General features: G+C 60.1%; 20 protein-coding genes. 2 read left to right on the top strand and 18 right to left on the bottom strand.

Annotated elements, in window-relative coordinates:
* Positions 1-35 precede the first annotated feature (35 nt).
* From VLL26_RS02680 to VLL26_RS02670, 3 genes are all read right to left on the bottom strand, one after another.
* Positions 36-1,184, bottom strand: a complete 1,149-nt coding sequence (locus VLL26_RS02680) for a THUMP-like domain-containing protein (protein ID WP_342319581.1) — start codon at positions 1,182-1,184, stop codon at positions 36-38.
* Positions 1,174-2,025: an NUDIX hydrolase gene (locus VLL26_RS02675; protein ID WP_342319580.1), complete on the bottom strand. Its 852-nt coding sequence runs from the start codon at positions 2,023-2,025 to the stop codon at positions 1,174-1,176. The genes VLL26_RS02680 and VLL26_RS02675 overlap by 11 nt, the downstream gene beginning before the upstream one ends.
* A gap of 104 nt (positions 2,026-2,129) precedes the next feature.
* Positions 2,130-2,927 carry an ABC transporter ATP-binding protein gene (locus VLL26_RS02670; RefSeq protein WP_342320132.1) on the bottom strand — a complete coding sequence of 266 codons (798 nt, stop codon included), beginning with the start codon at positions 2,925-2,927 and terminating at the stop codon, positions 2,130-2,132.
* Between the two features lie 167 nt (positions 2,928-3,094).
* Between VLL26_RS02670 and VLL26_RS02665 the strand changes: the two genes are divergently transcribed.
* Positions 3,095-5,125 carry a maltotransferase domain-containing protein gene (locus VLL26_RS02665; RefSeq protein WP_342319579.1) on the top strand — a complete coding sequence of 677 codons (2,031 nt, stop codon included), beginning with the start codon at positions 3,095-3,097 and terminating at the stop codon, positions 5,123-5,125.
* 69 nt (positions 5,126-5,194) lie between these two features.
* Positions 5,195-7,393: a 1,4-alpha-glucan branching protein GlgB gene (gene glgB, locus VLL26_RS02660; protein ID WP_342319578.1), complete on the top strand. Its 2,199-nt coding sequence runs from the start codon at positions 5,195-5,197 to the stop codon at positions 7,391-7,393.
* A 10-nt stretch (positions 7,394-7,403) separates the two neighbouring features.
* Here the strand turns inward: glgB and VLL26_RS02655 are convergent, their stop codons facing one another.
* From VLL26_RS02655 to atpB, 15 genes are all read right to left on the bottom strand, one after another.
* Complete coding sequence (locus tag VLL26_RS02655; RefSeq protein ID WP_342319577.1) at positions 7,404-8,306, bottom strand: tetratricopeptide repeat protein; 903 nt, start codon at positions 8,304-8,306, stop codon at positions 7,404-7,406.
* Between the two features lie 9 nt (positions 8,307-8,315).
* Entirely contained in the window at positions 8,316-8,564 is a 249-nt protein-coding gene (locus tag VLL26_RS02650) for a thiamine-binding protein (protein WP_342319576.1), read from the bottom strand.
* A 79-nt stretch (positions 8,565-8,643) separates the two neighbouring features.
* Positions 8,644-9,441, bottom strand: coding sequence for an IS21-like element helper ATPase IstB (gene istB / locus VLL26_RS02645; RefSeq protein WP_342319408.1), 798 nt, complete (start codon positions 9,439-9,441; stop codon positions 8,644-8,646).
* Between the two features lie 43 nt (positions 9,442-9,484).
* Positions 9,485-10,687: an IS21 family transposase gene (istA, locus tag VLL26_RS02640; RefSeq protein WP_342318463.1), complete on the bottom strand. Its 1,203-nt coding sequence runs from the start codon at positions 10,685-10,687 to the stop codon at positions 9,485-9,487.
* A gap of 124 nt (positions 10,688-10,811) precedes the next feature.
* Entirely contained in the window at positions 10,812-11,099 is a 288-nt protein-coding gene (locus VLL26_RS02635; RefSeq protein ID WP_342319575.1) for a hypothetical protein, read from the bottom strand.
* A 61-nt stretch (positions 11,100-11,160) separates the two neighbouring features.
* Complete coding sequence (gene nucS / locus VLL26_RS02630) at positions 11,161-11,853, bottom strand: endonuclease NucS (RefSeq protein WP_342319574.1); 693 nt, start codon at positions 11,851-11,853, stop codon at positions 11,161-11,163.
* A gap of 55 nt (positions 11,854-11,908) precedes the next feature.
* Positions 11,909-12,376: a DUF2550 domain-containing protein gene (locus VLL26_RS02625; RefSeq protein ID WP_342319573.1), complete on the bottom strand. Its 468-nt coding sequence runs from the start codon at positions 12,374-12,376 to the stop codon at positions 11,909-11,911.
* Positions 12,377-12,539: 163 nt separating this feature from the next.
* Positions 12,540-12,914 (bottom strand): F0F1 ATP synthase subunit epsilon, encoded by a 375-nt coding sequence (locus VLL26_RS02620; protein WP_342319572.1) that lies wholly within the window; start codon positions 12,912-12,914, stop codon positions 12,540-12,542.
* A gap of 10 nt (positions 12,915-12,924) precedes the next feature.
* Complete coding sequence (gene atpD / locus VLL26_RS02615) at positions 12,925-14,445, bottom strand: F0F1 ATP synthase subunit beta (RefSeq protein WP_342319571.1); 1,521 nt, start codon at positions 14,443-14,445, stop codon at positions 12,925-12,927.
* A 3-nt stretch (positions 14,446-14,448) separates the two neighbouring features.
* The gene (locus tag VLL26_RS02610) at positions 14,449-15,423 is read right to left on the bottom strand and encodes a F0F1 ATP synthase subunit gamma (RefSeq protein ID WP_342319570.1); all 975 of its coding nucleotides are present in this window, start codon (positions 15,421-15,423) and stop codon (positions 14,449-14,451) included.
* A 48-nt stretch (positions 15,424-15,471) separates the two neighbouring features.
* Positions 15,472-17,139, bottom strand: a complete 1,668-nt coding sequence (gene atpA, locus VLL26_RS02605; RefSeq protein WP_342319569.1) for a F0F1 ATP synthase subunit alpha — start codon at positions 17,137-17,139, stop codon at positions 15,472-15,474.
* Positions 17,140-17,149: 10 nt separating this feature from the next.
* Positions 17,150-17,992, bottom strand: a complete 843-nt coding sequence (locus VLL26_RS02600; protein WP_342319568.1) for a F0F1 ATP synthase subunit delta — start codon at positions 17,990-17,992, stop codon at positions 17,150-17,152.
* 5 nt (positions 17,993-17,997) lie between these two features.
* Positions 17,998-18,567 (bottom strand): F0F1 ATP synthase subunit B, encoded by a 570-nt coding sequence (locus tag VLL26_RS02595; protein ID WP_342319567.1) that lies wholly within the window; start codon positions 18,565-18,567, stop codon positions 17,998-18,000.
* 44 nt (positions 18,568-18,611) lie between these two features.
* Positions 18,612-18,857, bottom strand: a complete 246-nt coding sequence (locus tag VLL26_RS02590) for an ATP synthase F0 subunit C (protein ID WP_038589976.1) — start codon at positions 18,855-18,857, stop codon at positions 18,612-18,614.
* A 105-nt stretch (positions 18,858-18,962) separates the two neighbouring features.
* Complete coding sequence (gene atpB, locus VLL26_RS02585) at positions 18,963-19,757, bottom strand: F0F1 ATP synthase subunit A (protein ID WP_342320131.1); 795 nt, start codon at positions 19,755-19,757, stop codon at positions 18,963-18,965.
* Positions 19,758-20,105 lie beyond the last annotated feature (348 nt).

Raw genomic sequence — 20,105 nt, 5'->3', positions numbered from 1 at the left:
CGAAGGAGTTTAGCGGCACCGGCATACCGCGAGTTCTAGCCCCATTCACGCGGCCCGCATACATAGGCAGTTGCTCCGCCGCCGACACGCGCGATGACTACTGCTGCCTGATTAGGCCCCTTCAACCTTAACTGGGTTCGCAGCACGTCGGGATTAAGATCCACTCCCCGCACAAGGATCTCAATCGCCCCCACGCCGCGCTGCTTCAATGCGCCCCGCAGTTTTTTCAACGGCACAGCCTCTTTGAAGGCAAAGCCCGAATAGCCCGCCGGTATGGCTGGCCCGGTAAGGAAAGCAATATGTTTATCAAGCATGCTCAAACCGTGGCGATGCGCCCAATGGCGCACCAGCCCGGCGCGGATGACCGCGCCGTCGGGTTCAACGATAAAACTATCCGGTGGCGCTACCTCCACATCTTCTGGCTCGGCATCGGTTATCCGCTCCTGGTGGGCACCGAGAACCACAGCCTCGCGCCGCAGCCCCGCGGAAAGACCGGGGCTATACAGGCAAGCCTCTTTCACCCCGCCGCGCAGGGAAACAACACTGACCAGGCCTTCCCACTGAGAGTAATCGATGCCGGGGGCGCATTTGACCGCTAGTTCGCGCCCGTTGCAGGCCTCGATCAGTGCGGGCAGGGGTGGGTTGAGCTTGGCGGGGTCGGTGATGCGGCGTCCCTCGACCCGGCGCGCAGGATCGGCCACCACGGCGGTGCCGGTGCGCAGCGAAGTAACCGGGGCGAGCGCGTCCGCCCGCGCCAGCCAAGCACCAGCGCCGAGGTTGTACCTCGCCATACGCAGTCGCGCTGCGTCCAGGTCGGAGCCCAACCAGCTCATGCCTCGGGAAATCGCGGCCCGCGCTTCCGTGCCAATAGAGCAGGTCACGTCGTGGATGAAAGCGATACCTGCTTGGTGCAGCCTTTCAACGCGCACCTCAGCAACGGCGGCCGGGGTGGCCTGCTGGGCAGAATCCGAGTCGGCGAGCCAGTGGGCGGGAAATTTACTTTCCGCACTGCGCCGCGCCCCGACGAGTTCCAGCACGGCCCGGGCCAAATCGCCGAAATGTTCCTGGGCGAGCGCGCGGTCAGCAAAAAGTCTCCCCTTGCTCAAAGTGAACTGATGCTGCATGTCAGCGATTTCTTCGGCCCGTGCAAAAAGCTGATCGACTTCAGTGACACTAAATGCCATGAGGGCGACCGATCCTGTCGATGGGAGGGTTCAGGAAATACTCCCGGAAGCGCGGGTGGTTGACTGGATCACCCACGATCGGGCTGATGCTCGCGTCGCGGACGGCATCTAACAAATCAGCAACGCTTAAATAAGCGCTCAAATCCACCAACTGCGCCCAGGTAGCCGGCGCTAAGCGCACCAGACCTGCGCGCCAGCCATCGATTAGCAACTGAGGCGAAAACCAGTTCGCGTCATCCGCCTCCCCTGTCGCACCATCAGGTTCCTGACCATCGGGGGCGACAGCAAGCCACGAAAAGACGTCGAAAAGCGTGCCCCTCTCAGAACGGCCCACCCACCGCGCATAAGGGTAAATGAGGTCGGCGTGGACGTTGAGGTTAAACGCCCGAAGCACGTCGGTCAAAGACAGCTCGTGGGACTCCAGCTTGAGGCGCTCTTTGTGGTAATCGCTGGCGTCGCGAAGCAAGTTGCCGTCGTCGTCGACGGCGAACAGTGTGCCTGTTTCCTCGAAAAGTTCGCGCACCGCCGCAAAAAGCAACGCATGTGCTTTGTACTTAGTCACCCCCAACTGGCGAGCCAATGAAATTGCGGAGCGACCAACCCACAACTCACCGTCGTCCCAGACCCTGCCCGGAAAATCGCGGCTGTCTACCCCACCTCCAGGAAAGACGGTCATTCCGGGAAAGTTGCGCATGGTCAAAACTCGCTCTTGCATCCAGACTTCTAGGCCGCCAGATCCATCCCTGGTGAGGATCACCGTGCTAGCCAGGCGGGCACCTTGATACCCCGCCATGTCGAAGGGATCAATCTCGTCCTTCGTGTCACGGCGATAAGCAACCATGGGTGCTCACCTCCCCAACCACATACCGTTTCGGCGGCACCCGCGCTGCGCGGGCCCACCTCACAGGCTATCGCTTTTGCTTCACCGGCTGGCGCACAGTTGCCCTAACGCCGATGCGAACCGCCGCGTCGCGCCCGGCGCGCGGCGAAACGTCCATCGCTGTAGGTGACCTCAATGGGCTGGTGGTAGGCCTTCGAAACGTTATCGGAGGTCAACACATCTTCGATCAGGCCCTGGGCGACGACTGCCCCTTCGTCGAGAAGCATCGCGTGGGTAAAGCCGAGCGGGATCTCCTCCAAGTGGTGGGTGATCATGACGATCGCCGGGGCATCAGGATCAAGCGCAAGATCGCCCAGGTAGCCCACCAAATCCTCACGCCCGCCCAAGTCCATACCGGCGGCAGGCTCATCCATAATGAGCAACTCCGGGTTGGTCATAATGGCCCGCGCTATCAAGACGCGTTTGCGTTCGCCGTCGGAAAGCGTGCCCCACGTACGCTCCATCAGGTGCATCGCACCGACTTGCTCAAGCACATCGAGGGCTTGCTCATAATCCACCTCATCGTACTCCTCGCGCCACCGACCCACGATGGCGTAACCGGCGGAAACAACGAGGTCTTTCACCTTCTCGTTGCCCGGTACACGCTGGGCAAGCGCCGAGGAGGTCACGCCAATGGCTAGCCGCAAATCACGCATGTCAGTTCGCCCGAGCTGCTCGCCCAACACGAAAGCAACCCCAGCGGAAGGAAACTCCTGCGCAGCAGCCATCCGGATCAGGGTCGTCTTGCCCGCCCCATTGGGGCCAATGACCACCCAGCGCTCATCCAGCTCGACCTGCCAGTCGACCGGACCCACCAGCGTGTTGCCGCCGCGGATAAACTCGACGCCCTGGAAATCGATCATAAGATCCGGGTCAGTCGAAGGTTTCTGGGTCTTGGTCTCGTTCGCACTCACGCCCTCTATCTTGGCGCAAAATTTCTTGCTGCGGTGGACCCCGGCGCGCCGGTGCCCAAGTGGCTAAATTAGAGGGAGTACATGGCCCCCGCTTCCGGTAAGGACACCTTCCCCTGATGATTGGACGATTTGGCATTGACGACGTTCGCCCACAGGTCTCCGGGCGCACCCTTCCCTCCAAGGCAGTTGTGGGAGAGGTCGTCCCCATCTCGGCGCTGGTCTGGCGCGAAGGCCACGATGCCGTCGCCGCCACCCTAGTGATCATGCAGCCCGACGGCGAGCAGTTCTCGGTGCATATGCAGCAAGAACGCCACCGCCCCGACTACGTCCACGCGGTGTTCGTGCCGGACACCGAAGGCCTGTGGAGATTCCGCGTCGACGCCTGGAGCGACGTCATGGCGACGTGGCGCAACGCCATCACCAAAAAGCTCAACGCCGGCCAGTCCGACGCAGAGCTGGCCAACGACATCGCTCACGGCGTGGAGCTGTTTGAGGCGGCGGCAGCGCAAACCCCGGCCACCGAGCGAGGACTTCTCCACGCGGCCGCTACAGCCCTCGCCGATGACTCGCGTGGACTCGCCGAGCGCATTACCCCAGCCTTAAGCGAGGAGGTCATCGAGGTGTTGGAGGCCTATCCGCTACGCGAACAAGTAACCCAGGGCCCCGTCTGCGACATTCTGGTGGAGCGCCGGGAGGCACTGGTCAACTCCTGGTATGAGCTTTTCCCCCGCTCCACCGGAGGGGTCGACGCCAACGGCGCCCCCGTCCACGGCACCTGGGACAGCACCGCCAAGGCCCTAGACCGCGTTGCCGAGATGGGTTTCGACACTGTCTATTTTCCGCCTATTCACCCAATTGGCACGCTTAACCGCAAGGGGCGCAACAACACGTTGACCCCCGAGGTTGGCGATGTAGGCTCGCCGTGGGCAGTGGGGTCCGAAGATGGCGGCCACGACGCTTTCCACCCTGAGCTCGGCGGCGAAAAAGAGTTCCTCAGCATGCTGGAGCACGCCAAGGAGTTGGGCCTTGAAATCGCCCTCGATTTTGCCCTGCAGGCCGCACCGGATCACCCATGGGCACACGAGCACCCCGAGTTCTTCACCGTTTTAGCCGACGGCACCATCGCCTACGCCGAAAACCCGCCGAAGAAGTACCAAGACATTTACCCAATCAACTTTGACAACGCGCCTGAGGCTTTGTACGACGAGATCTACCGCGTCCTCATGTACTGGGTGAACCTGGGAATTACCACCTTCCGGGTGGACAACCCACACACCAAACCCGTCAACTTCTGGCACTGGCTCATTGCGAAGGTCCATACAACCCATCCCGAGGTGATCTTCCTCGCTGAGGCTTTCACCCGCCCGCCGCGCATGTACGGGCTGGCCAAGGCAGGCTTTTCGCAGTCCTACACCCACTTCACGTGGAAAACAAGCAAAGATGAGCTCACCGACTTTACACAGATGCTTGTCACCGTCGCCGACGTCTCCCGCCCCAACCTTTTTGTCAACACCCCTGACATTTTGCATGCCTCTTTGCAAAACGGTGGCCCCGCCGCCTTCGCCATCCGAGCCACCTTGGCCGCAACTTTAAGCCCCTTGTGGGGTGTGTACTCCGGCTACGAACTCTACGAGTCCGAGCCGGTCAAACCGGGCAGCGAAGAATACCTCGACTCGGAGAAATACGAGCTGCGCCCGCGCGACTTTGCAGCCGCGGCGCAGCGCGGCGAATCCTTAGAACCCTACATCACTTTGCTCAACACAATTCGCCGCGAAAACCCCGCCCTGCAGCAACTGCGGCAAATCCGCTTCCACGAGGTAGGCAACGACCAGATTATTGCTTATTCCAAGGTCGACGCCGTCACCGGCAACACGGTGCTGGTGGTGGTCAACTTGGATCCGCACTCAACCCAAGAAGGTATGGTCGCAGTCAACGCCGAAGCCATTGGTCGGCACCCAGGCGAATCCCTCCCAGTTCACGACCTGATCACGGGGGCGACCTACGTGTGGACCGCCGGTGAAGACAACTACGTGCGCCTCTGGCCACAGGGCCACGTCGCCCACATCTTCCGGCTGCCGGAGGCGAGCCCGCAGAGCCGAGAAATCCTCGCGTTCCGGCAGATCCCCGACCACGATTACAGGCCGTAGGGGCGCGCTGCGGTAGCGTCACTAGGAAAACTTCCTCCACCCGACCCAGGCTTTTAATAAGGACACCACATGACGGGCATCGACTCGACCCTCTTGATCCCCGAGCACGACCGACAACGCTTATTGGAGTGCAAACACCACGCACCGCATGACTTCTATGGTTGGCACCCAACACCGACGGGCTCTGTCGTGCGGGCCCGTCTTCTCGGCGCACTTCGCGTGGAGCTGCTCATCCACAACACCACCGTGGAGATGCAGCCGATGGGAGACGACATCTGGGTTACCGGCCTCGCAGACAAACACGCCCCCGACTACCGCTTCCGCGTAACCTACCCGGACGCTGAACCGCTCATCCAAGCCGACCCCTACCACTTCCTGCCCACCCTCGGCGCGCTCGACCTGCACCTGATCAGCGAAGGACGCCACGAAAGGCTGTGGGAGGTGCTCGGCGCCAACGTCCGCACCTACTCCACCACCCTCGGCGAGGTCACTGGCACATCCTTCGCCGTGTGGGCGCCGAACGCCCAAGGCGTTGCCGTCGTCGGCGACTTCTGCGGCTGGAACCCAAACCAGTACCCCATGCGCACCCTCGGCTCGACCGGCGTATGGGAAATTTTCATCCCCGGCATCCTCCCTGGCGCGACCTACAAATACGCGGTGCAGACCGCGCAGGGCCAACGCATCGACAAAGCTGACCCCATGGCCAAGCAGACCCTCGCCCCACCGGAGACAGTTTCGGTGGTCGCCGGGCCCTCCAGCTTCCAGTGGAGCGACGAGAAATGGCTGTCCAAACGCCAAGAAATCGATACCGCCGAAGCCCCCATGAGCGTCTACGAGTGCCACATCGGGTCCTGGAAACAAGGCGCGACCTACCGCACACTCATAGACGAGCTCGTGCCTTATCTCGTCGACAACGGCTTCACTCACGTCGAATTCCTCCCGGTCGCGGAGCACCCCTTCGGCGGATCATGGGGATACCAAGTCACCGGCTACTACGCCCCTACCGCGCGCTGGGGCAGCCCGGATGAGTTCCGGGAGCTCGTCGACAAGCTTCATGCCCACGGCATCGGGGTGTTCGTCGACTGGGTGCCGGCGCACTTCCCCAAAGACGATTGGGCATTAGCACGCTTCGACGGCACCGCCCTTTACGAACATCCCGACTGGCGACGCGGCGAACAAAAAGACTGGGGCACCTACGTCTTCGACTTCGGCCGCAACGAGGTGCGCAACTTCCTCGTCGCCAACGCCTTGTACTGGTGCGAGGAATTCCACCTCGACGGCCTGCGCGTCGACGCCGTAGCCTCCATGCTCTACCTGGACTACTCCCGCAACCCTGGTGAATGGCTGCCCAACCAACACGGCGGGCGCGAGAACTGGGACGCGGTGCAGTTCCTGCAGGAGATGAACGCGACCGTCCACCGCACCCACCCTGGTGTGGTCACCATCGCCGAAGAATCTACAGCGTGGCCCGGCGTGACCGCCCAAACATCCTCCGGAGGCCTGGGATTTAGCCTGAAGTGGAACATGGGCTGGATGAATGACACCCTCGAGTACTTCTCCCTCGACCCCGTACACCGCTTCCACCACCACAACGAAATCACTTTCTCACTGGTCTACGCCTTTTCAGAAAAGTACGTCCTGCCTTTTTCACACGACGAGGTGGTCCACGGCAAAGGATCTCTGTGGCAACGTCTGCCCGGCGACGACTGGAACAAAGCCGCTGGGCTTCGTTCGCTCTACGGATACATGTTCTCGCACCCCGGCAAACAGCTCATGTTCATGGGTTGCGAGTGGGGTCAAACCACCGAATGGGACGAGGCCCACTCGATCAACTGGGACAATGTCTCCGAGAACTGGAGCCACGGCTACCACCGCGGCATCCAGCGCCTCGTGCGCGACCTCAACGTGGTCTACCGCGACACCCCCGCCCTGTTCTCGCAGGACAACACGCCGATGGGCTTCCAATGGATCAAAAGCGACGACGCACAGCGAAATGTCCTCGCTTACCTTCGGTGGGGCTCCGACGGCAACCCAGTGCTCGCGGTGGTTAACCTCTCGGGAACATCCCACCTTGACTACCGGCTCGGGCTGCCCATCGCCGGCACGTGGCAGCTAGTGATCAACACCGATGACGCCGTCTACGGCGGCGCCGGAAACGACCTCGCCGGCACGGTCTCGACCGAGCCGACGCAGTGGGACCACTTTGAGCAGTCGCTCGCCTTGCACCTGCCGGCGATGAGCACCCAGCTCTACAAGCTGGAGCGCTAAAAGGAGCGACCTAAAACAGCGCCGAAGCCAACTTTGTGCGGGCCTCAATCACGCGCGGATCCCCAGGCTCAAACAGCGTAAACAGGTCGAGGAGACGTTCTTTGGCGCGCGGGGAAGTTTTCACCAGCGCCACAAGGCGCGTAAAGGCCTTCTCCGGCGCACCAGCGACAACTTCGGCATCGGCGGCAGCAAGTTGCTTGTCGACGTCGCCCGGATCCGCTTCCGCCTCCGCAACCGGATCGGTGGTGCGCCCCTTGAGATCCAAACGCTTCAGTACCGCCACGGTCGCCTTGGCCTGTCTGACCTCGGTGTTCGAGGGGTCGTCGGCAAGCACCGCGTCGTAGATGGTGCTTGCGGCGTCGAAATCACCCCGGTTGAGCGACGCCGTGGCATCCGCTAAGCGAGGGTCGTGCACAAAATCCGTATCCTGGGGCCTCTTCTCGTCGGGCAGGCCCTCAAGCTGAGGCCCAAGCTGCGCAACAACGGCCTCAACCCACGCCTTCAACTCCTCTCGCGGCTGGTTGCCTTCAAAACTCGCCACTGGCCGCGCCGCAGCCAACGCAATGACCGTGGGCACCACCTGCACGCCCAGCATCTGGGCGAGCAAAGGCGAATCTTCAGCGTTGACGTAAGCAACCCTAAAGGCCCGCTGCCCGGCCGCAAGCTGTGCAAAAGTTGTCTTCAGCTCCCCCGATTCACCGGAGTGCTCCGAGCCAACCAACACAATCACCGGCACCTGCGCAGAGCGGCGCAGCACCTCATCTTCAAAACTGTCCTGGGTGGCGGTGATGAAAGGCTCGAAACCGTCCTCCTGAGCAGTAAAGGCGGCGGTGCTGCCGCCTTGCACAGCGCCACCACCAGCCTTATTTTTCAACGCCGACAGGTCAACGGCGCCCGAAACGAAATCAGCCATGGTTTACTCTTATCCCTCAAGGTGCTTGTTCAAAGACTCCATTTTCTGATGGAGCATATCGGTATAGCCGGGGCGAATATCGGCCTTGATCACCAGCGAAACACGCGGCGAAACCTCCTCGACTGCCTCCGTGGCCCGTTTGATCACCTCCATCACCTCGTCCCACTCCCCCTCGATGGTGGTAAACATCGCCGTGGTTTCGTTTGGCAGCCCAGAAGCACGCACAATGCGCACCGCACGCGCAACCGCCTCGGACATCTCCGCGTTCGCATTTGTGAGCGCTCTTCGAAATGTAGCCCACTGGCGCTCTTTGAAAAGTAGCCCAGTGTGGTCGTTGTTATTGTGCCTGATGTGGGGTTGGTGAGGGGGTTGTTGGTGCGGGTATTTCGCGTCCTTTGATGCGGTGGCTTACTCCTCGGTGTTGAAAGATTTTGGCGTGGTGGACGATGCGGTCGACCATGGCGGTGGCTACTGTGATGTCGCCGAAGCATTGCGCCCATTGGGAAAACGCTAGGTTTGAGGTCACGATGATGGAGCCGTGTTCGTAGCGTCTGGAGACGAGTTGAAAAAACAGGTTCGCCGCGTCAGCTTCGACGGGAATGTAGCCGAGTTCGTCGATGATGAGCAGGTGGTAGCGGTTTAATCGTTTCAGCAGCGTTTCGAGTTTGCCGGTGTTGTGGGCTTCAGTGAGGGTGTTTACCCACCCGGCGGCGGTGTCGAAGAGGACGCGATAGCCTTGCTGCGCTGCTGTGATGCCAAGTGCGGTGGCGAGGTGGGTTTTGCCGGTTCCGGGTGGGCCGAGCAGGACGACGTTTTCAGCTGTGGCGACCCAGGCCCCGGTTTCAAGGCGTGCGATTTCAGTGCGGTCAATACTGGGTTGTGCGGTGAAGTCGAAGTCGGCGATGGTTTTCACGGCCGGAAAGCCGGCGCGTTTGACGCGTAATGATGCTCCGGATTCTGCGCGGGCGGTCGCTTCGACAGATAGCACGGCGGCGAGGTACTCCTCGAATGTCCAGGATTGGCTACGTGCTTGATCGGCGATGGTTGAGTAGACGTTGTCGATGCGTGGGGCTTTCAACTCCCGTGCGAGGTGACTAATTGCCGCCGCGGTGTCGTGGGCGCTGGTGCGGGTCATAGGAAAGAGCTCTCCTTGAAGTTTGTGGGGCGTTGAGGCCGTGTTAGGCGATGTGGTCGTAGATGGATAGGTCAGCGATGTCAACAGCGGTATCTGGCTGGAATCTCTCGCCCGCCGTAGCTAGGTCGCGGCGCATGGCGCGGGCAGTTTGGGCGTGGGCGGGGTCGGTGATGACCTTGTGCTGGCCCCAGTGGCGCGGGTGCACCGCGGCGGGTTCACCGTGTGGCCCGGTCACGGCGATTTCATCAAGCGTGCTGCGCACAGTGACTAGTCGGTCAATGAATGTCGGATCCACGCTGTACTGGTTGGTGTCAACGGTGACGTAGTAGTTTCGCGGCAGGCGCACCGCGGGCCTGACACCGAACACCGGCGGATACGGTGGCAAGGGGCGCATCGCCCGCTGATCAGCTGCAAACAAGTCCGCCGGTGTGGCCTTCAACGTGGTGTGAACGCGTGCGTTGGCGATTGTGGTGAACCACTCATCAAGTTGGGCTTGCACATCCACCGGGTCGCTGAACCGGCGCCCGGGGAAGAAGGAACGCTTCATGTACCCGTTGGTGCGCTCGACGATGCCTTTAGATTCCGGGTCCCGCGGTGGGGTCTGAACGATTCTGCAGCACAGCGCCCCGCCGAATGCGGCAACAGGCTCGCACAGCTTCGCCTTGCCAATCCCGGACTCGTGATCCCACACGAGCCGATCTGGTACCGCTTGGAAATCACGTGTTATCAACTGCCACATCCCGGCGATCAAGTCATCAGTCGTGCGCGAGGGAAGCACACACGCCGCAGCGAAACGAGAATGCGAGGCTGCCATCACCAACACCGGCAACGCGCGGTAGACCCCATCAGCATCAGGTAGTCCACCCGGTGCAAAAGTGAGATCACATTGGATCTCACGCCCCGGGGCGTGAGTAAGGGTATCGACTGGGTCGGCGGGCATATACTCAGTCCGGATCCTGGCAACGTGTTTGCGAAACCATGAATCCGAGCCTGTCCAGCCCACTCGCTGAGCCAACACCTTGGCATTAAGCTGCGGTGTTTCCGTGAGAAGTTCCCTGACCTGCGGTTCAAACGGATCGAAACTCGTGCCTTTGGCATCCCGTGGCTTGTAACAAGGCGGCGAATCTGAAGCCAAAGCCTTCTCCACCGTCTTCTTCGCACAGCCCACTTCGGCCGCGATCTTCCTCAATGACAGACCCTGCCCACGCAGGTATCGGATCTGCGCCCATTCCTCCAATGAAATCACCCATCCAATCTTTTCCGGGTGGGCTACTTTTCGAGGAGCGTTTTGGGCTACTTTTCAAAGAGCGCTGACAGCATTATCAGTAACCGTCGGAGCAATGGAAAAAGCTGCAATCATGCGTCCCAGCTTAGCGACGCTGCCAACAGTTCTTGTGCCAATGCCTGCGGTCATCTACCCCACGGCCACTATCCCTCGGCCAAACCACAATGTGCGCCACCCCAGGCGGAATGTTCTGGTTGCACCCAGGGCAAACGTAGAACTTACTCGCCGCCGCCGAACCCATGCTGCGCACCATGTAAATTTCCCCGCGAGTCCACGAAGGTCCTTCTTCTTGCCTAGTTCCCAAAAAGGTGGAGCCGTCCTGCGGCAGCCGGTAAGAGGGAGTAATTCGATCGCGCCGGTTGCGCCGCAGCATGGCAAATTTTTCCTTCCCAGAGCTTGTGAAATGCGGATTGTGAAATGCGCGACAACGGCCGCTAAAACAAACGCAGCTCGTCGGACTCGATTCCGCGCAGTTCGTCGTAGTCGAGAGTCAAGCAGCGAAAACCCCGATCAGCGGCCAACGTGCGGGCCTGAGGCTTAAACTCCTGGGCCGCGAGAACCCCGTAAACAGGGGCCAGCAGTGTGTCACGGTTCAGAAGCTCAACGTAGCGTGAAAGCTGCTCCACCCCATCTAGTCCACCGCGGCGTTTAATTTCCACCGCGAAAGTCGCCCCCTCAGAATTACGCGCGAGGATATCCACCGGACCGATCGCCGTCGGATACTCGCGGCGCACGAGTGTAAATCCTTCCCCCAGTACGGTGATGTGCTCGGCCAGCAACTCCTGCAGGTGCGCTTCGACGCCATCTTTTACCAAGCCCGGGTCTTGCCCCAGCTCGATCTCATTATCGGAGAGCACCTCCCCAATAGTGATACGCAACTGATCACCCTTGTTGTTTTCCACGATCCACAGCTCATCACCAGTATCCTCACCGTCGATATCCACCACAGCTTCGGTCCTGATCGTGCACGGCGGAGTCATCCAGTTCAAAGGCTTGTAAGCTCGGTCATCCGCATGAATCGACACCGAACCGTCGGCCTTCACCATAATCAGACGCTTTGCCAACGGCAGGTGAGCATCCAAACGGCCCACATAGTCCACAGTGCACTCGGCAATAAGCAAACGCATAAGCAACAGATTACAGGGCGTGGACTGACAACAGAGCCCCGCATGCGCACAGGCCTTAGGCGCCCTTGCGGTTGCCGTTGTGGCGCTGGTGCGCCAAAAAATTCAAATCGCGGCGTTGCTGCCTTTGATCCGGGGCTGCCTCGATCCAGGACACCAACGCCATCTGAGCGTGCAGCGGGGCCGCAAACTCCAAAGCGCCAAATGGGCTACTCAACTGGAGGATCTCTGCCACCTGCGGCATGAACTCACGCTCATCAGCGCTTAATTGCCTTACCCCATCGATGGTGATACTGCGTCGTTCCAAACTCAAATCATTCGTCAAAGACAACGACCTCAGCTTATAAAACTGCAGCACCTCACCCTTATAATGCAAAATTCCATGACGCCACCCGTGCACACCCCGAGCAGGCAAGCGGCGAAACATTCCCTGTGCGCCAGCATTGCGAAACCGCATGAACCGCCACGCCGCCACAAACGAAGCAAAAACAACGAGCAGAACGACGGCGTAGACCACGACCTCCATCAACCACTCCTAGTCACTGCGAGAAGGGAGATAAATAATGGGTTAAGTCTAGCCCCGCACAGCCACAGCGCACCAATCCCACTGTTTTTGCCGTTCAAATACCTTCACGCAGAAAAGCGAAAACCCCGCCGAAGCGGGGTTTTCGTCAGAGTACTCTGCCGGACTAGCTATTAGCGCCGCTGCGGCGCACGGCAGCAAGCTCGGCCATGGCGCGAGCTTTTTGCTCCGCGTCGCCACTGGAAAGCTCGCTTTCAGCGTCGCGGGAATTAACCTCATCAGCGAAAACAGCAAAGTCAGCGAGGACGGTGACCTTGTTGCCTTGCACAGAAAGGAAACCTCCCTGCACGGCAGCGACGATGCGCTCGCCGTCGATCGGGCGGATCGTCACAACGCCGTAGTCCTTGAGACGCCCGAGGAACGGCTCATGGCCGGGCAGAATACCGATCTCACCCTCGGTGGTCTGGGCTGTGAGGATGCTAGCCTGACCCGACCACAGCATGCGGTCGACCGAGACGAGTTGTACGGTGATTTCAGCCATGTCGGCCCTCCTACTTCTCCTGCAGCTTCTTGTACTGAGCCTCGACGTCGTCGAGACCGCCAAGGTTGGAGAATGCCTGCTCCGGGTAAGCGTCAAACTCACCCTCGCACAGCTTGTCAAAGGCCTCGATAGTCTCCTCGAGCGGCACGTAGGAGCCCTCATCGCCGGTGAACTTCTTTGCCACAAAGAAGTTCTGGCCAAGGAAACGCTCCAACTTACGGGCACGCATAACGGTGATCTTGTCTTCTTCAGACAGCTCGTCCATACCGAGAATGGCGATGATGTCCTGCAGTTCCTTGTTCTTCTGCAAGATGCCAATGACTTTCTGGGCCACCGCGTAGTGGCGCTCACCGACGATGCCCGGCTCAAGAATACGAGAGGTCGACGTCAGCGGGTCCACAGCGGGGTAAATGCCCTTCGATGCGATAGAGCGCGACAGCTCAGTGGTCGCATCCAGGTGGGCAAAGGTCGTCGCCGGAGCCGGGTCGGTGTAGTCATCCGCCGGCACGTAAACAGCCTGCAGCGAAGTAATCGAACGGCCCTTGGTCGAGGTAATGCGTTCCTGAAGAACACCCATCTCATCGGCCAGCGTCGGCTGGTAACCCACAGCGGACGGCATGCGGCCGAGAAGGGTCGAAACCTCAGAACCAGCCTGGGTGAAACGGAAGATATTGTCAATGAAGAGCAAAACGTCCTGGTTCTGCTCGTCACGGAAATACTCCGCCATAGTCAAACCAGACAGGGCGACACGCATACGCACTCCCGGCGGCTCGTCCATCTGGCCGAAGACAAGAGCGGTATCTGGAAGCACACCCATGTCTTCCATCTCCAGGAACAGATCGGTGCCTTCACGGGTGCGCTCGCCGACGCCGGCGAAGACCGAAGTACCAGAAAACTCGCGGGCAATACGAGTAATCATCTCCTGGATAAGGACAGTCTTGCCCACACCAGCTCCGCCAAACAGGCCGATCTTTCCACCCTTGACGTACGGGGTCAAAAGATCGATGACCTTAATACCGGTTTCAAGAATCTCAGTCTTGCCTTCGAGATCCTTAAAGGCCGGAGGCTCGCGGTGGATCCCCCAGCGCTCACCATCCTTGCCTACCGACGGGTCATCAAGGCACTCGCCGAGCGCGTTGAAGACGTGACCCTTGACCTGGTCGCCGACCGGAACAGAAATGGGGTTACCGGAGTCGCGGACCTGGGCGCCACGGACAAGACCGTCGGTCGGGGCCATGGCAATGGTGCGCACCAGGTTATCGCCCAAGAACTGGGCAACCTCAAGGGTGATGGTTTTGGACAGCTCGCCGAGCTCAATGTCGACATGCACGGCGTTGTAAAGTTCAGGCAGTTCGCCACGTGGGAACTCCACGTCGACGACTGCGCCAATGACGCGCACGACACGGCCATTTTCGGAACCTGCAGGCTTCTGCGTGTTCTCGGCCGGGGCGGGGCGTGCCTCGGTCTGGGTAACCTCAGCACCACCAGCCGCCTCGTCGTTGCGCTCCTCGAAAGAGTGAGCAGTAGTCATGTTTTAGTCGCTTTCTCCGCTACCGGACAGCGCACCAGCGCCGCCGATGATCTCGGTGATTTCCTGGGTAATTTTAGCCTGACGGGCTTGGTTTGCCTCACGCGACAGGTTGTTAGCCAGGTCCGTCGCGTTATCCGTCGCATTCTTCATAGCCGTGCGCCGCGAGGCGGACTCGGACGCCGAAGACTCCATGAACAGCGAGTACAGGTACCTCGAAACGTAAGCCGGAAGCAGGTCCGCCATGAGCGTGTCGGGGTCCGGCTCGAACTCCATGTCGGGCTGGACGTTAGCGTCCGTGGTCAGCATGTCTTCCTGCTTGTATTCGATCTCGTGCAAGACGGGCTCGATCGGCAAAACCTGCTGAACACGAGCTTCCTGGCTCAGCATCGAGACGAACTCGGTGTAGACCACGTGGAGCTGGTCGAAACCACGCACCGCTTGGCCCTCCGGGCCGGTCAGTCCCTCGCGCCATTCAACTTCGCCTTCAGAGCCGGCAAGGAAGCCATTGATGAGGTGGTGGCGCACATCGTGCGTCGCCTCCCACGTCGGCTTCTGGGACCAGCCGGTCCATGCACCCGCGACATCCATTTCGCGGAACCGGAAATGGGTGACGCCCTTGCCACCAGTCACGTAGCGCACAACCTCGTAGCCGGCTTGGATGAGCATCTTCTCAAGCTCAGCCGTCTTTTTGAGAACGTTGTGGTTGTAACCGCCAGCCATACCGCGGTCGGAGGTGACCACAAGGATTGCCGCGACACGACCGTTTGCACGCTCACGGAGCATGGGGTGGTCGAGGGTAGTCGCGGCCGCGAGGCGCTCCATGACGTCTTGAATCTCATCAGCGTAAGGCTTAGCGGCTTGAACACGCTGCTGCGCCTTGGTGATCTGCGAGGTCGCGATCAATTCCTGTGCTTTGGTGATCTTCTTCGTGGAGTTCACGGACCGGATGCGGTCACGCAGTTCGCGAAGTGTTGCCATGGTTTACTCTCCTCCCTTCCTTTCGTAGTGGTAATCCAAGAGTTTTCACTACTTGGAGCGGTTGACGTTGAGCTGGTGCTTGGAAACCTCGCTGGCATCCAAAGGCTCAGCCTCGGGTTCGCGCACCACACGCTGTCCGTCCGAGGCCTGGAAGCCGCGGGCGAACTCCTCGTTGGCGCGAAGCAAAGCCTGCTGGGAATCCTCATCCAAAGCCTTGCCTCCGGCGATCTGCTCGTAGACCTGCGGGGCGTTGGAGCGAATGTAGTCTTGCAGCTCAGATTCGTAACGACGGACGTCCGCAACGGGAACGACGTCGAAGGCGCCCTCGTTGGCAAGCCAGATCGAGATGATCTGGTACTCCACCGGCTGTGGCGAGTTCTCCGACTGCTTCAGCAGCTCAACGAGACGCTGACCACGCTCAAGCTGGCGCTTCGAGGCGGAGTCAAGGTCGGAGGCGAACGCAGCGAAGGCCTCGAGGTCGCGGTACGCAGCCAAGTCCAAACGCAGGTTTCCGGCGACCTTCTTCATCCCCTTGGTCTGCGCGGCACCACCGACACGGGAAACGGAGATACCAACGTCGATGGCCGGGCGGACGCCCTGGTTAAACAGGTCGGACTGGAGGAATACCTGGCCGTCGGTAATCGAGATGACGTTCGTCGGAATGAACGCACCGACGTCATTTGCCTTCGTCTCAATGATCGGCAACGCGGTCAAGGAGCCAGCACCGAGCTCGTCGTTAAGCTTGGCGGCACGCTCCAGCAAACGCGAGTGCAGGTAAAACACGTCGCCCGGGTATGCTTCGCGGCCCGGCGGGCGGCGCAGCAGCAAGGAAATCGCACGGTAGGCCTCGGCCTGCTTAGTCAGGTCATCGTAGATAACCAAAACGTGCTTGCCCTGGTACATCCAGTGCTGACCCAAAGCCGCACCGGAGAAAGGCGCGAGCCACTTAAAGCCTGCAGAGTCGGAGGCGGGAGCAGCCACAATGGTGGTGTATTCCAACGCACCATGCTGCTCCAAGGTGGCACGCACACCAGCAATAGTGGAGCCCTTCTGCCCCACTGCCACGTAAATGCAGCGAACTTGCTGGCTCGGGTCACCAGTTTCCCAGTAGGACTTCTGGTTCAAAATTGTGTCGATGCAGACCGCCGTTTTGCCGGTCTTGCGGTCACCGATGATGAGCTGACGCTGGCCACGGCCGATCGGCGTCATGGCGTCGATCGCCTTGATGCCGGTGGCCATCGGTTCCTCGACCGGCTGACGGTCGAGAACGCCTGCGGCCTGCAGCTCAAGTGCGCGCTCATCGGTGGATTCGATCGGGCCCAGGCCGTCGATCGGCTGGCCCAGGGGGTTGATCACTCGGCCGAGGAAGTTCTCCCCGACCGGGATGGACAGGACCTCGCCGGTCCTTTTGACTTTGTCGCCCTCGGTGAGGGTCTCGAAGTTGCCCAAGACGACGACACCGATAGTGTCCGTATCAAGGTTCTGTGCAACACCGATGACACCGTTGGGGAACTCGAGCAGCTCATTCGTCATGCAGCCCGGCAGCCCAGAGACCTGGGCAATGCCGTCGGCAGCCGAAATCACCACGCCGACCTCCTCACGGGAGGCCTCCGCAGAGTAGCTCGAGGTGTAGTTCGCTATCGCGCTACGGATCTCATCGGAGGAGATCGTCAGCTCCGCCATGTTCTTCCTGCTCTCGGTTGTTTGTTCCAGCATGTATTCAGTATTAATAGGCCGTGTTTGCGGCTAGGTCGGCGCGCAGACGCGAGAGTTTACCTCGGGTCGAACCGTCGATTTCCTCGTCGCCTACTCGGATCACCATTCCGCCGAGGAGGCTGGGGTCTACCTCGGTGTGAATAGCTATCTCGCGGCCGTAAATGGATTCCAGCTTTGCGGATAGTGCCTCGCGTTGCCCGGAGCTAAGCTCCTCAGCGGCAGAAATGCGAGCCACTGTCTTGCCCCGCATCTGCGCGACTTCTTCGGACACTGCCGCAAGATCGTCGATCGGGTTGCGTACAGGGCGGCCGATGACCTGAAGTGCGATGGCTTCGGTGAACATGCTCACCTTGCCGTAGATGACGTTGGCCAAAAGGCTGCGCCTCTGCTTGGCTGGTGCCTTGCGGTCCGAAAGGAGCTGGGTCAGTTCCGCATTGTTCTCGAGGAGTACGGAAAGCTGAAAAAGCTCACTTTCAATTTGCTCCAACTGGCCATTGGCCTTCGCTGCAAGCATGAGCGCGAAACGACCCAGGTTGACAACCCCGGTGCGCATCTCACGCGACGACGACCACTCTTGGTTTGCGATCGAACGCAAAACAGCAAGGGTCGGCTCGGCGACTTTCCCACTAAAAACTTCATTGAGGATGCCCTCTCGGGCGGCGACCTCAAGGGAGGGATCAGTCAGGGCGACTCGCAGGGCTCGCTCCCGATCGAGTTCATCGGCGATGAGGAGAAGCTCGGTGCCAATTTGGGCCGCAGCCGCGACGGAGGATTCACCCTCCCCGGAGGAACGGATGATCTCACCGAGCTCTTTTTCAACTCGCGCCAGTGCTTCTCGACTTGTTGCCTTCATCTCGCCTACTTCCTTGTCGAGACGTGGTCCAGCTCGGCCAGGAAGTCGTCGATCGTGTTCGAGCGGCGGGTAGAGTCCGACAGCTCGGTACCGAGCAAACGCTCAGCCAGGTTGATCGAGTTCTGTCCCATCTCGTTGCGCAGCTCCGAGACAACCTGCTCGCGCGATGCTTGCAGTTGCTTCTCGCCAGCCTCGAGGATTCGGGCAGCCTCAACCTCGGCGTTGGCGCGGGCCTGCGCCTCGATCTCCTTGCCACGCTCGCGCGCAGCTTCACGGATCTCGGCGGCTTCAGCACGGGCCTCAGCCAGTTCAGCGTTGTTCTTCTCCAGAGCAGCCTTGGCTTCAGCCTGGGCGACCTGAGCACGCTCGATGCCGCCCTTGATTCGGTCTTCGCGCTCCGCGAGCACTTCCTGGAACTTCGGAAGAACGAACTTCCAAAAGAGGAGGAAGATGACGATGAAGACGACCAACGACCAAACCACGTCGTACATGGGAGGCAAAAGGATGGAGGGCTCGCCCTCGAGGGGCAGGGTCTCTCCTTCTGCCGCCACAACAAAATTAGTGACGCTTGTCATGGGTTGCTCCTGATCTAAAAGGTTTACGTGTGTGCGCTGGTTTTTTAGAACAGGAAGCCGGCAACGAGGCCGATCAGGGCAAGTGCCTCAACGAAGGCGATACCCAGGAACATGGTGGTGCGGAGCTGGCCGGCCATCTCCGGCTGGCGTGCCATACCCTCGACGGTCTTGCCGACCAGCATACCGATGCCGATGCCCGGGCCGATGGTGGCAATGCCGTAGCCGATGGACTGCAGGCCGTCGAAGGCGGTGACGGTTTCGTTTGCCTGGGCGAGGATGATGTCGTTCATGTGAAAGTCGTTCCCTTTCTTGGTGCCCGCCGATTTCTGTGGTTGTGGCGGGCGAGTGACGAAATATGTGGGGTATGTAGTTTGGCCTGATTGTTTCGCGGCTCGCTAGTGCGCATCAGCGTGTAGCGACAGCTCGATGTACACCGCCGTTAGAAGGGCGAAGATGTACGCCTGCAGGAAGATGATAATCAACTCGTACAGGGTGAACAGCAGCGCTGCGACGAGGGTCAGACCACTCAATCCGGTCCAGGCGTTGAGCTGCCAGAAGAAGAAGTTCGTGGCAGAGTACAGCAGGACAAGAATGATGTGGCCAGCCAGGAAGTTCGCCATGAGACGAAGCGCCAGCGTGACCGGGCGGAGAATGAACGTCGAGAAGATCTCGATCGGGATCACCAAAAGGTGAAGGAGGGGCGGCAGCCCAGGAATCACGACCGAGTGCTTGAAATAGCTCGCGCCGTAGCGCTGAACACCGGCGTAGATCATCGCGATGTAGGCAACACCTGCAAGCACGATCGGCAGGCCGATGCGCGAACTTGGTGAGATGTTAAGCCCCGGAATGATCGTTGCGGCGTTCATAAACAAGATCGTGAAGAAGATTGTCGCGATTACCGGCAGGAATCGCTTGCCGTCCTTCTTTCCCAACGTGTCTTCTGCGATGTGAATGCGGACAAAGTCCACACCCATCTCCGCCAGGTTTTGCATGCCTTTAGGGACCAACTGCGGTTTCCTAAACGCTATAGCAAAAAGGAGCACCAAAATCGCCGCCACAAAAAGCCGGACAATCATGATGCGGTCCAGTGCGAACCACCCGTTAGCGAAGTCTTCACCAACGATCTGGCCATACGTATGCCCCGGGAAAAATTCTGGACCAAGTGCGGGCGCGTGGAAGGTACCCTTCATGCCCTCGGCCAAAGTTGTAACGCTCAGCGTTCTCTCCCGTTCTCGGGCCGCACCCGCAAGGCGGACGCGGTGCGATGGACGTCTTCAAAACACTGCATCCGCGGCGGACTCCGTCGCACATCAGCGACCGCGAAGCAGGGGATGTTTCTTCAGGCAGTTCAACGCCAACCTTCAAGCAGGCCTATATCTACCTCAAGCAAACCCAGCGGATAGCCTAACAGGTCTGTGGCATCTTGGGGGCTTTAGGGGGCTTTCGCGGCACATTCGTCCGCGTGGGGGCGGCCCGTTTCCCCCCAAAGCGCCGCTGTACTGGGGTTTTGCGGTGCCGCAGGGCGGTATTAAACGTGT

This window comes from Corynebacterium sp. BD556 (assembly GCF_038452275.1).
Taxonomy (GTDB): domain Bacteria; phylum Actinomycetota; class Actinomycetes; order Mycobacteriales; family Mycobacteriaceae; genus Corynebacterium; species Corynebacterium mayonis.
The sequence above is the reverse complement of the archived record's forward strand: the minus strand, read 5'-3'. Positions and strand labels throughout refer to the sequence as shown.

Bases quoted from the DNA above. Each gene is read 5' to 3' on its own strand.
- istB (WP_342319408.1), bottom strand. From the start codon at position 9,441: ATGACCCGCACCAGCGCCCACGACACCGCGGCGGCAATTAGTCACCTC.
- VLL26_RS02625 (WP_342319573.1), bottom strand. From the start codon at position 12,376: ATGGAGGTCGTGGTCTACGCCGTCGTTCTGCTCGTTGTTTTTGCTTCG.
- glgB (WP_342319578.1), top strand. From the start codon at position 5,195: ATGACGGGCATCGACTCGACCCTCTTGATCCCCGAGCACGACCGACAA.
- nucS (WP_342319574.1), bottom strand. From the start codon at position 11,853: ATGCGTTTGCTTATTGCCGAGTGCACTGTGGACTATGTGGGCCGTTTG.
- VLL26_RS02590 (WP_038589976.1), bottom strand. From the start codon at position 18,857: ATGAACGACATCATCCTCGCCCAGGCAAACGAAACCGTCACCGCCTTC.
- atpB (WP_342320131.1), bottom strand. From the start codon at position 19,757: ATGAAGGGTACCTTCCACGCGCCCGCACTTGGTCCAGAATTTTTCCCG.
- VLL26_RS02655 (WP_342319577.1), bottom strand. From the start codon at position 8,306: ATGGCTGATTTCGTTTCGGGCGCCGTTGACCTGTCGGCGTTGAAAAAT.
- VLL26_RS02635 (WP_342319575.1), bottom strand. From the start codon at position 11,099: ATGCTGCGGCGCAACCGGCGCGATCGAATTACTCCCTCTTACCGGCTG.
- VLL26_RS02675 (WP_342319580.1), bottom strand. From the start codon at position 2,025: ATGGTTGCTTATCGCCGTGACACGAAGGACGAGATTGATCCCTTCGAC.
- VLL26_RS02610 (WP_342319570.1), bottom strand. From the start codon at position 15,423: ATGGCAACACTTCGCGAACTGCGTGACCGCATCCGGTCCGTGAACTCC.
- atpA (WP_342319569.1), bottom strand. From the start codon at position 17,139: ATGCTGGAACAAACAACCGAGAGCAGGAAGAACATGGCGGAGCTGACG.
- VLL26_RS02680 (WP_342319581.1), bottom strand. From the start codon at position 1,184: ATGGCATTTAGTGTCACTGAAGTCGATCAGCTTTTTGCACGGGCCGAA.
- VLL26_RS02595 (WP_342319567.1), bottom strand. From the start codon at position 18,567: ATGACAAGCGTCACTAATTTTGTTGTGGCGGCAGAAGGAGAGACCCTG.
- VLL26_RS02620 (WP_342319572.1), bottom strand. From the start codon at position 12,914: ATGGCTGAAATCACCGTACAACTCGTCTCGGTCGACCGCATGCTGTGG.
- VLL26_RS02600 (WP_342319568.1), bottom strand. From the start codon at position 17,992: ATGAAGGCAACAAGTCGAGAAGCACTGGCGCGAGTTGAAAAAGAGCTC.
- VLL26_RS02650 (WP_342319576.1), bottom strand. From the start codon at position 8,564: ATGTCCGAGGCGGTTGCGCGTGCGGTGCGCATTGTGCGTGCTTCTGGG.
- VLL26_RS02665 (WP_342319579.1), top strand. From the start codon at position 3,095: ATGATTGGACGATTTGGCATTGACGACGTTCGCCCACAGGTCTCCGGG.
- VLL26_RS02670 (WP_342320132.1), bottom strand. From the start codon at position 2,927: ATGATCGATTTCCAGGGCGTCGAGTTTATCCGCGGCGGCAACACGCTG.
- atpD (WP_342319571.1), bottom strand. From the start codon at position 14,445: ATGACTACTGCTCACTCTTTCGAGGAGCGCAACGACGAGGCGGCTGGT.